The following is a 9,683-nucleotide window of genomic DNA, read 5'->3' as shown; positions in this document are numbered from 1 at the left end:
GGAGGAATACAAAGAACGTAATGAGATAGAAGGGTTGTTTGGGAATTTGAAGATGAAGCTATCTGGATATGTTGCAGTGTACAGGGAAGATATGGCAATGGTAATGGCACTTGTTAAGTTCCTTGCGTACAACATGTATGTGATATGTTTTTGTCTTATTTTTTCTCGCTTTTATCTCATATTTTTCTCACTCTTACCCCGATTTTTGTAACACCGCCACCCTCTCTTGACGATCTCGTACGAATATGATAATATTTCTAATGCCTGGAGGGTCTTTGACGGGCGGGTGTAGCTCAATTGGTAGAGCATCGGCCTTCCAAGCCGAGGGTTGCGGGTTCGAGTCCCGTCGCCCGCTCCAAGGTTGTTGGTGCGCCCGTAGCTCAACAGGATAGAGCATCGGATTTCTAATCCGAGGGTTGCAGGTTCGAGTCCTGCCGGGCGCGCCATCTTGTTTTTGTGGTGACCATAGCTCAGTTGGTAGAGCGCCTGACTGTGGATCAGGTGGTCGCGGGTTCGAGTCCCGCTGGTCACCCCAGATGCGCGCCCGTAGCTCAACAGGATAGAGCGTCGGACTTCGGATCCGATGGTTGCGGGTTCGAGTCCTGCCGGGCGCGCCAGTCAAAACCGATAAACCAATGTCGTCGGAAAACATAGAAAAACGCTCACCGTAGAGGAGGTAGAAACACATGGAAGTACTCAAGGTTGCTTCTAATTCCAACCCTAACAAGGTAGCAGGAGCACTCGCAGGTGTTATCAGAGAGAAAGGGAAAGCGGAACTTCAAGCGATCGGGGCCGGCGCGGTGAACCAGGCTGTGAAGGCCATAGCTATCGCAAGAGGCTACCTTGCTCCGAGTGGTGTTAACCTCGTGTGTGTACCTGCCTTCACAGAGGTGCAGATCAACGGGGAAACGAGGACAGCTATCAAATTCATCATCTTTCCGAGGGACTGAATTCTGAAGTTACGCGAAAAACAAACCCCCGCAAAAGCGGGGGTTTTTTTCTTTGGTGGAGCCGATGGGACTTGAACCCACGACCTCTACCGTGCGAAGGTAGCGCTCTCCCAGCTGAGCTACGGCCCCACATCCGAGATTTATTATACTCGATCTTCCTCCTCTATTCAAGTCCTGCAAAAATCGGTATACCAAGAAGTTCCTTACGAATTCACCCACTTTTCATAATCAACTCTCTTCCTCTTAACTCCAGAAGTTCCACAACGGAAAAGCTTATGAGATTTGGTCTGGGTGATCATGTTGCGAAAGTACCAAAGTGACATCCAAAAAGGTTCTTGAAGGGTGGTCACTTCATCTGATTCAACAAAAACACCTTCATCCCCTCTTTAGATGCTCCCTGCATCAGTACAGAGATCATAGGGGAATTCTTTTGTTATCTTATAACAAGATCATTAGATTTATGATGCATGTATTCATCGATGAATGCGAGCATATAAATAATCATTTGCTAGAATATTTGAGAATGATTCTTGATTTTTCACCCATCATTATGTTAAATTAATTTCGGAGGGAGGGGATAGTGTGGACCCTTTATAGTAACGGCCCTTTCAAACATGATCCTCATGCGCTTTCTCTTTTCCAGCCCAACAAAAGTGGTGGTTGTCACCTTTTGGATTTCACAGATCTTTTTCTCCCCTTCGTCACTCATCGTGCAAGTACGAAGAAAAAACGAAGAATCGGGGTTGCTGTCCCTTTCTACTTTTTTGTTCTCTGCTCCCCCCTCTTTTCCTTTCGTAAGGATTTTTCTCACGAATCCTGAAAGATCGTGGATGTTTCTGAGTTGTTCAAAACTCATCGTTTTGGAAGGGTGCCTACTCTTTCGTAGATCGTCACGTGTAAAATGGCTCTTTGACGCTTCTTTTGCTGGCCTGCTTTTTCCCTTGCTCCTCAGATTCGGTATTCCTTCCTACCTGGAAGCAGTCTTCCTTATTCTTTCTTTGATCACACTCTTTTTGGGGCAACTTTCACCCTTCCTGCTGGTAAGTGTCCTTCTCTACTCAGCCTCATCTATCCTCTTTTATCTCTTCAGGGAGATTTGCCTCTATCCTGTTGCCGCCAAAAGTCTGCTTCTGGCGCGGTACTTTATCAAAGCGCACGTTGAGATTCCAAGAAAAGAGATAGAAAACCTCTCAAAAGATCTCACAAGAATCATGGCGGACGTTCTTAGAGAAGAAGACAAAGAGAAACTGAGATCTCTCCCCAGCTCTTTTTTCTCAAAAAACATCCCACCTTACCTGGTACCTCTTAAAGAATCTCCTTTTAGTTTCATCGAAAGGTACTTTTCTTTTCTGGAGGAAAAAAGAAAGCTCCACAAGGTGTACATCGTGCTCGTGAAAAACCTGGTGCACGATCTCAAAAATCTAATAAACACGATATACGTAAGCGCTCAGCTTCCGAAACCCAGGTATCCTGAAACCTCAAACATCACCATAAACATGGTGCGGACATGTTTCAACACACTGAAGGAAATCGATAGGATTTTAAACATCTCGATTGGGAAATCGGACGTTGTAAAAAAGAAAGACGTGGAAGGTGCCGTAGCCTGCATCCTAGATATGGCAAAAACCAAAAGACTCGAAACGACCGCGAAGCTGGATTTCGACGAAACTCATGTGGACAAAGAGGCATTTCTTGCTGTTGTAACAAATCTGCCTTCGAACGCCGTGAAGTTCACTTCCTCTGAAAGAATCCTTCCTGAGGTAAAAAAGAAGGATGATAGAATCTTCCTGATGGTTTCCAACCCGGAACTTGGTTTGAAAACTCAAAGCGGCTTTGAACTGCTGTCTGTCAAAAAACTGATGGATTACCTAGGAGGTACCTTGGCATTGATTGAAAAGGAAGGAACTACCTTCAAAGTGGTGATTCCCGCCAGGAGGGATGATGATGACAGTGCTGATAGTGGAGGATGACGAAATTACACGGGAAACGATAGGGAAGTATCTGAAACTCTCCGGTTTCGATGTGGTGGAGACGACCGATGGAAGAGAAGCGGTAGATCTTTCCATAAAGGTCGATGTAGCCCTCGTGGGTATCAAACTTCCTGGGATGAGCGGAATAGAAGTTGTGAGCGAGATAAAACACAGAAAACCTTCCTGCGTGGTTTTTATCGTAACAGCCTACACCGACAGGGACATCATCAGGAAGAGCATAGAAGCGGGCGCTGATGACTTTATAAAAAAACCCGTTAACCTTGAACTTCTGAAATTGAAGATAACCCATGCTCTTAGGAACAGGGTGTTTCACCTCTACAGGAACAGCTATCTGAGATCTCTCAAGGGAAAGCTCCAATTCATGGAAAAGGCGGCAGAAGAGTTCTTCACAGAGTACGAGGATTTCCTTTTCGAGGTCCTCGACATATTGAAAACACTCTCTGAATACAGGGACGTTGAAACTTACAGACACACCGAAAGAGTGGGATGGCTCTCCGGCAGGATAGCAGAGGAGATAGGATTGGATGAGACGTTCGTCACCGAAATACAATTTGCGGCACCACTGCACGATATAGGAAAGATAGGAATTCCGGACAGGATTCTTCTGAAACCTGGTATCCTCACCCCAGAGGAGTTCGAGATAATGAAACAACACACCCTCATTGGTTTCAGGATCCTCAGTCGAAGCTCTTCCCCCATATTGCGTATGGGAGCGGAGATTGCTCTCACTCACCACGAGAGGTGGAACGGTTCTGGATACCCGAAAGGGCTCAAGGGAAAAGAAATTCCACTCTCTGGCCTCATAGTGGCAGTGGCAGACAGCTTCGATGCGATGGTGTCCAAAAGACCGTACAAGAAACCGAAATCACTGGAAGAGGCCTTTCAGGAGATAGAATCTCTTTCCGGAGAGCTGTACTCACCGGAGGTCGTGGAGGCTTTCTTGGCACTGGAAAGAGAAATATCGGAGGTGTACAGGAGGGTAGAAAATGAAGATCCCACCGACGACAGCGGAGATTCACATAAGAGCTCCTCTGGAGAGAGTGTGGAAGGTCTTCGTGAATGAAAACGGGTGGGACGGATGGTTCACAGATGGTATGAAGATGGAACTGAAAGAAGGAGGAAAGATTCACTTCAGATGGTTGAGGAAAACGTTCGGTGAGGAAGTGACGGATGAAGGGATCATCCACAGGTTGGAACTACCCCACCTTATAGAATTTTCCTGGAACTCCTATGAAGACGGCTACAGATCCAGAGTGAGGATGGAGTTTTTTTCGTCCAGTTACGGTGGAACATGGGTTCGTGTGGTAGACCACATGATCGTTCTGAAAGAAGAGGACATGAAGATAAAACTGGAGTGTGCCACCGGTTGGGGTGAGATGCTCACCCTCGCCAAGGTGTGGATAGAATACGGGATTTCAACCCTCGAGAGTCCTTGAGAGCACTTCCGCAATTTCCTCCACTCTGTCTCTGTCCCTTCCCTCCACAGTGATCCTTATGACAGGTTCCGTCCCGGATGGTCTCACAATGATTCGGTAACCCTCGGCATTGTACTTTTCGATCAGTCGCCTCAACCCCTCATGCTCCAGGGAGGTCTTCTCTGTTCTTCTCACGTTCTTGGTAACCTGTGGAAGGTCCGGTATTTCTTTCGCGAGTTCCAAGAGGGTCTTTCCCAACTTTTCGATGGTTCTCATCAACTCCAGAGCGGTTATGAGACCATCACCCGTGGTGCTCCTGTCGAGGATTATGATGTGACCCGATCTTTCACCACCAAGATTCGCTTTTGAACTTAACATCTCTTCCAGAACGTACTTGTCTCCCACCTTTGTTCTGAGGAGTTTCGCTCCTTTCTTCTTCAAATATTCTTCGAGCCCCCCATTGGTCATGACGGTCCCCACCACAACAGCGTTCTCCAGTCTTCCTTCTCTCATCATTCCCTCTGCCAGTATTCCTATGATCTTATCCCCATTCACCACGTTCCTTTCCTCGTCTATCACCATCACACGATCGCCATCACCATCGAAAGTGAAACCGATCCTACCCTTCTTCATCTCTTCTGCCAGAAATTTCGGGTGCGTGGCTCCACAACCCTGGTTTATGAGAAGGCCATCCTGTGAGGAGTTGAAGATCTCCAAGTCGGCGCCGAGGAATTCGAACACGTCCTTCACCGTGGTCGTCGTGGCTCCGTTGGCAAGGTCGAGGGAAACGCTCTTTCCAGAAAGATCCAGATCTTTGAACATCTCAAGGACGGCACCAATGTACATGTCTTTTCCTTCTCTGAAAGGCCTTATCTTTCCCACGACATAGCGCTTCTGAAATTCCCCCTCTATCTTCCTCTCTATTTTCTCCTCCAGTTCGTTCGGTATCTTGTAGCCACTCTTCAGGATCTTTATACCGTTGTACTCTGGAGGATTGTGAGACGCAGATATGACCACACCGTATGATCTCGTGATCCTCGTGAGAAGGGCCACTGCAGGCGTGGAAAGGATACCACAGGAAAGAACATCAACACCCATCGAAGTGAGTCCTGCAGAAAGGGCCGCTTCCAGAGAATCTCCTGAAACTCTCGTATCCTTTCCTATGAGTACTTTCCCCTCTCCAACGATCTCCCCCAGCGCTTTTCCCACCTTGAACGCCAGCTCATCGGTCAAGGTGTCCCCGAAAATACCCCTTATCCCGTCGGTGCCGAAGTACTTCACTTTATAACCTCCCCTTTTGCAAGGTATACATGTGGATCTTGTAGTTTCTGAGATAAGCATGAGAGTCAGCCTCTTCGTCGTATCTGTAATGGTAGACGATGTCAGGATTGAGGTCCTTGAATATCATACCTTCACCGGCTCCTATCTCCTTGAGAATCTTTCCATTGGGAGCAACTATCCTCGTTCTTCCAACGAACTCCACAAATCCTCTGCCACTCGTGGACGACGCCACCAGGAAAACACTGTTTTCCACCGCTCGTGCCCTCGTTGCGATGTCGTAGGTGTGCTCCCTTTCCTTCCCAAAGGCAAAAGAGGAAAGGATCACCTTGCTTCCTCTGAAGGTCAAAATCCGCGAGATCTCCGGAAAACCTATCTCATAGCAGATCAACGTTCCAAAGACAACTCCTTTGTAAGAGAAGGTAAGAAAGTACTCCCCTGGCTCGAAGACATCTTTCTCTCTACGAAAAAGATGTGTTTTATCGTAGAAAAGAAGTTCTCTCTTCTTTTTGAAGATCACCAGAGAGTTTCTGAGGTTTCCCAAAACGATTCTAGGAGTGCCAACGACGATAACGATCTGTCTTTCCCTTGAAAGCCTCAAAAGTTTCTTCTTGGCAACCTCATCGAAGAACCTGGCGCCCTTCTCCAACGTCTTCCCATCCCACGTGTAACCGCTGACCGTGAGCTCAGGAAAGACGATCATGTCCACATCGTTCAAAGCTGCTTCTTCCACGAAGCGCTCTATCTTACCCAGGTTCTCCTCGAACTCCCCGATCAACGGAAGCATCTGAACCGCTGCCACTCGCAATTTCGTACACCTTCCTTGATAGTGTTTCCTGTTTCAACCAGTATCCGTCCAGTATACCCTTCGAAGCGAGTCTTCCGAGGAACCTGTAGTGATCCTTCGTGAGCCTTCCAGGTCCTGCCCTGAAGAGCTCCGTTCCAGGAAGTGGCATGAAGGTGTGTGCGTGAATCCTGGCACCGTATTTTTCCACGATCTTGATGATGAAGTTGAACGTCATCTCTATATCCTCCTTTGTCTCGAACGGAAATCCGAATATGAAATCGACGTGTGGTGTGTAACCGTGAAATGCTATCTTCTCTATGGCTTCTTCGACCTGTTCTACGGTATGACCTCGCTTTATGATCCTCAATATTCTGTCGCTACCACTCTGAGCTCCTATCACTATCGATCGGTTGTTAACATATTTTTTCACCACTTTCAGCACTTCGTCGGTTACGGACTCGGGTCTCACTTCGGACGGAAAAGTCCCGAAATAGATCTCCTCAACGCCGACTTTCCTGAGCCCGTAAAGAAGCTCTTCTATCTTTTCAACATTTGGAGTTACACCGTTTCTGGAACCGTACCCAAAGGAGTTTGGGGCTATGAAACGCGCCAGTTTCCTGCTTTTCTCCACACCGAGCTTTGCGTAATGAAGGACCACGTCCACATCCCGATGTCTCACTCGTCTTCCCGCAAGGTTTGGAGTCTGACAGTACGCACAAGCAAAGGGGCATCCTCTTGTGATTTCAATGGGCATGTAGATTCCTTTCGAGGGGAGGAAAGGTGGATAGTGGTTCAGATTAACCCTCTTCGAGACTCCATCGAAGATCCTACTTCTCTCCCCCATTATGAACCTCAGGATGTTTTCTTCACCGTCTCCGATGAAAACGTGATCGAATCCCATTCTCAAGCAACCCTCAGGATCAGCGCTCGCATGTGGTCCCCCCGCTATGAGGGTGTAGCCTCTTTCCTTCAGCACCGCGACCTCCTCTTTCACGGTATCAAGGTCAAAACTCATGAAAGAGTAAGCAACCACGGTTTCATCGGGAGGGAAATTCTTTATCTCATCGAATCTCACAGGTTTTGCCACCACATTGAGATGTCTGCTGTATATCGTAGAAAGAAGGGCAGCGAGGCTGTACCAGTTATTTTTCGTCTCTTTGAAGAGAATATACATCCAGCGCCACCTCTTCTATGAACCCGTGAAAAAGTGGTTTCGGATCTTCCTCACTCTTGACAGACCTGTCCAGTTCGTAGAGTCTCCTGAGGATCGACTCGAGCCTGGCGGTATCGTAGTAGAGAAGGTGGTTTACCACCTTGAACTTCCACGCTTTGAACGCAAAACCCAGAAAGCGCGCCACTCTGGGAACTGGAATACCGAGTTCTTTCGAGATCCTCGAAATGTCCGGCCAAGTGTAGTATCTCTTTCTGGTGACGAGCACAACCAGTTTGAAAAGATCAAGAAAATGATTCACGAGCACAGCAGAAATTACCACTGGTTCTGTGTTCTTCCACATCTGTGATAAAAGGGAGTGTGCAAGCCTTCTTTTTCCCTCAGAGACGGCAAAGCAAAACTCATCGTACCCTGGGGTTTGATAGGTGAAGACCACCGCTTCCACGTCTTCTGCTGTGATGTTACCAGTTTCGGAATAGGCTTTCAGTTTTTCAATCTCTCTTTCCACGAAAAGGTCGCTTGTTCCAACTTTGGAGAAAAAGAGCTGAAGTGCGTCTTTGGTGATCTTCAATCCGTGTTCGCTGAAACGTTTCTCTATCCACTCGAGCCACTTGTCCGTCTCCCACGGCTTCGGCAAATCCAAACTCACACCTTTTGTGGATGATCTCTGAGAGCGTACGAAAACGTGTACATCTTCCGGGACGCTCTTTATGAGTTCAAGAAGGCGCCTTTGCTCTTGAGATTTCCATGAATCAAAATCGATGATGTCCACCACAGTTTTGCCGGAGAATATCGTCCTCGTTTTGATGATAGATCTCAGAAAGTTCAATTTATCGGGATCATCGGGATGGATCCTTATGTATTCTGTCTTTTCATCTTTCAGGAGCTTTTTTATCAACTCCTCCTTTTGGGTTTCCGAAGCACCCGTGAGGAAAGTCACCGGCATTCGATCACCTCTCAAAGGAATTTTAACATGCTTTGGAAAAAAGGTTCAAAGTGATATCATTGAAAAAAAGAAGGAGGTGAAAAGATGAAAAAGGTGCTCATCTGGTCAGCGTTGATCACGGCCGGAATTCTGTTGCTGGTTTCCGGATGTATTCCGGTGCCTATCCCCATTGATCTTGGAAACCCTGGCATTGAACCTCAGAAGTTCACGATTCCAGAAGGAACTTCCACTTCCTTAGAAACAACGTGGGCGAGCTTTACTATCAAGGCAGAGGATGTGGAGAACGCCCAGCAAGAGGCTGGAGTACCAGGAACAGTCTACTTCCACAATATCGAAGTGACCGGGAAGATCACCGTGGAAGGAGATCTTGTGTTTGATGGGTTCATAGGTTTTTCTCTTGAAAAGCCAGCATCCCCGACAGAAGGTGACATGTCCATCGAAATTGACACTTCTCAACAGAATGAGTACACCCTCTCCATTTCCGCTAACGACTCGCCTGCCTTGAAAGAGGCCTTGAACGAGATAAACAACGGAAAAGATGTCACACTCTGGGTGATCTTTGGGCAAGAAAGTTATGAATCTTCAGGTGCCACAGTGACTGTTGAGATAACAAACATAAGACTCTGGGTTACCTGGACCGCCTGGTGAGAAAGAGCCCCTCTTTTGAGGGGCTTCACTCTTCATCGAAAGAAAGCTCCATGTAATCTGCTTTCACACCTGGTAGTTTGTTGAGCTTGTCACACAGCTCCCTGTGCTGCTCTGGACTTCCCACAAGCTCGAGGACGATAAGACCCGCATCAGAGCAGTTGTCGAGTACACCATCGTGGAGCCCGAGTCTTGTTTTGATCAAACACCCCCAGGTTGTGAGAATTTTCTGCACCTTCTCTGCGGTTTCCCTCCTGTTCTCCACCAAGATGGCCATTACGGTCTTTACGGGAAGTTTTTCCGCCACAAGATCACCCCCTCTTTGTCGCGATAATAACAAAAAAGCCCCAGAAGGGGCTCTATAAAAAAACAAATCCCCGGGCGCTACCTACTCTCGCATGGGGCTGCCCCCATACTACCATCGGCCCAGGGCGGCTTAACGGCCGGGTTCGGAATGGAACCGGGTGTTTCCCGCCCCAGTATCGGCACCCGGGGAAACT

At 47.6% G+C, this 9,683-nt stretch carries 10 protein-coding genes, 5 tRNA genes and 1 rRNA gene; 9 read left to right on the top strand and 7 right to left on the bottom strand.

Annotation, left to right across the window (positions count from 1 at the left end; genetic code table 11):
• The first annotated feature begins 282 nt into the window (after positions 1-282).
• The 5 genes from J7K79_RS06720 (at position 283) to J7K79_RS06700 (ending at position 950) form a co-directional block, all read left to right on the top strand.
• Positions 283-358: transfer RNA gene (locus J7K79_RS06720), tRNA-Gly, on the top strand.
• Positions 359-369: 11 nt separating this feature from the next.
• A tRNA-Arg gene (locus tag J7K79_RS06715) sits at positions 370-446 on the top strand.
• Positions 447-459: 13 nt separating this feature from the next.
• Positions 460-535 (top strand) — tRNA-His (locus tag J7K79_RS06710).
• 5 nt (positions 536-540) lie between these two features.
• Positions 541-617 (top strand) — tRNA-Arg (locus J7K79_RS06705).
• Positions 618-686: 69 nt separating this feature from the next.
• A complete protein-coding gene (locus tag J7K79_RS06700) occupies positions 687-950 on the top strand; it encodes a stage V sporulation protein S (RefSeq protein WP_296906670.1) in 264 nt (87 codons plus the stop codon).
• A 53-nt stretch (positions 951-1,003) separates the two neighbouring features.
• On the opposite strand, the gene J7K79_RS06695 is transcribed toward J7K79_RS06700, so the two are convergent.
• Positions 1,004-1,079: transfer RNA gene (locus J7K79_RS06695), tRNA-Ala, on the bottom strand.
• A gap of 812 nt (positions 1,080-1,891) precedes the next feature.
• Here J7K79_RS06695 and J7K79_RS06690 point away from each other — a divergent pair.
• Genes J7K79_RS06690 through J7K79_RS06680 form a run of 3 tightly spaced genes read left to right on the top strand, consistent with a single transcriptional unit; the run spans position 1,892 to position 4,377 of the window.
• The gene (locus J7K79_RS06690) at positions 1,892-2,920 is read left to right on the top strand and encodes a sensor histidine kinase (RefSeq protein ID WP_296906668.1); all 1,029 of its coding nucleotides are present in this window, start codon (positions 1,892-1,894) and stop codon (positions 2,918-2,920) included.
• The gene (locus J7K79_RS06685) at positions 2,895-4,004 is read left to right on the top strand and encodes a two-component system response regulator (protein ID WP_296906665.1); all 1,110 of its coding nucleotides are present in this window, start codon (positions 2,895-2,897) and stop codon (positions 4,002-4,004) included. Before J7K79_RS06690 ends, J7K79_RS06685 begins: the two co-directional genes overlap by 26 nt.
• Positions 3,928-4,377 (top strand): SRPBCC domain-containing protein, encoded by a 450-nt coding sequence (locus tag J7K79_RS06680; protein ID WP_296906663.1) that lies wholly within the window; start codon positions 3,928-3,930, stop codon positions 4,375-4,377. Before J7K79_RS06685 ends, J7K79_RS06680 begins: the two co-directional genes overlap by 77 nt.
• Here J7K79_RS06680 and J7K79_RS06675 read toward each other — a convergent pair.
• The 4 genes from J7K79_RS06675 to holA are packed head-to-tail and all read right to left on the bottom strand — an operon-like array spanning position 4,357 to position 8,538.
• Positions 4,357-5,697: a phosphoglucosamine mutase gene (locus J7K79_RS06675; RefSeq protein WP_296906660.1), complete on the bottom strand. Its 1,341-nt coding sequence runs from the start codon at positions 5,695-5,697 to the stop codon at positions 4,357-4,359. The two genes, J7K79_RS06680 and J7K79_RS06675, sit on opposite strands and share 21 nt — an antisense overlap.
• Entirely contained in the window at positions 5,639-6,442 is an 804-nt protein-coding gene (locus J7K79_RS06670) for a carbon-nitrogen hydrolase family protein (protein WP_366932601.1), read from the bottom strand. Before J7K79_RS06670 ends, J7K79_RS06675 begins: the two co-directional genes overlap by 59 nt.
• Positions 6,381-7,595: a TIGR04013 family B12-binding domain/radical SAM domain-containing protein gene (locus J7K79_RS06665; protein ID WP_296906654.1), complete on the bottom strand. Its 1,215-nt coding sequence runs from the start codon at positions 7,593-7,595 to the stop codon at positions 6,381-6,383. Before J7K79_RS06665 ends, J7K79_RS06670 begins: the two co-directional genes overlap by 62 nt.
• Positions 7,564-8,538 carry a DNA polymerase III subunit delta gene (gene holA, locus J7K79_RS06660; RefSeq protein WP_296906651.1) on the bottom strand — a complete coding sequence of 325 codons (975 nt, stop codon included), beginning with the start codon at positions 8,536-8,538 and terminating at the stop codon, positions 7,564-7,566. The genes J7K79_RS06665 and holA overlap by 32 nt, the downstream gene beginning before the upstream one ends.
• 84 nt (positions 8,539-8,622) lie before the next feature.
• Here holA and J7K79_RS06655 point away from each other — a divergent pair, with 84 nt between their 5' ends.
• Positions 8,623-9,186, top strand: a complete 564-nt coding sequence (locus tag J7K79_RS06655) for a hypothetical protein (protein ID WP_296906649.1) — start codon at positions 8,623-8,625, stop codon at positions 9,184-9,186.
• Positions 9,187-9,211: 25 nt separating this feature from the next.
• Here the strand turns inward: J7K79_RS06655 and J7K79_RS06650 are convergent, their stop codons facing one another.
• Entirely contained in the window at positions 9,212-9,490 is a 279-nt protein-coding gene (locus tag J7K79_RS06650) for a hypothetical protein (protein WP_296906646.1), read from the bottom strand.
• 69 nt (positions 9,491-9,559) lie between these two features.
• Positions 9,560-9,676 (bottom strand): 5S ribosomal RNA (gene rrf / locus J7K79_RS06645).
• Positions 9,677-9,683: the final 7 nt, after the last annotated feature.

This window comes from Thermotoga sp. (genome assembly GCF_021162145.1).
Classification (GTDB): domain Bacteria; phylum Thermotogota; class Thermotogae; order Thermotogales; family Thermotogaceae; genus Thermotoga.
Note: the sequence above shows the minus strand (reverse complement) of the source record. Positions and strands in the feature narration are given on the sequence as shown.

Coding starts and splice junctions, on each gene's coding strand:
- J7K79_RS06700 (WP_296906670.1), top strand. CDS start 687: ATGGAAGTACTCAAGGTTGCTTCTAATTCCAACCCTAACAAGGTAGCA.
- J7K79_RS06685 (WP_296906665.1), top strand. CDS start 2,895: ATGACAGTGCTGATAGTGGAGGATGACGAAATTACACGGGAAACGATA.
- J7K79_RS06680 (WP_296906663.1), top strand. CDS start 3,928: ATGAAGATCCCACCGACGACAGCGGAGATTCACATAAGAGCTCCTCTG.
- J7K79_RS06675 (WP_296906660.1), bottom strand. CDS start 5,697: ATGCTTATCTCAGAAACTACAAGATCCACATGTATACCTTGCAAAAGG.
- J7K79_RS06665 (WP_296906654.1), bottom strand. CDS start 7,595: ATGTATATTCTCTTCAAAGAGACGAAAAATAACTGGTACAGCCTCGCT.
- holA (WP_296906651.1), bottom strand. CDS start 8,538: ATGCCGGTGACTTTCCTCACGGGTGCTTCGGAAACCCAAAAGGAGGAG.
- J7K79_RS06655 (WP_296906649.1), top strand. CDS start 8,623: ATGAAAAAGGTGCTCATCTGGTCAGCGTTGATCACGGCCGGAATTCTG.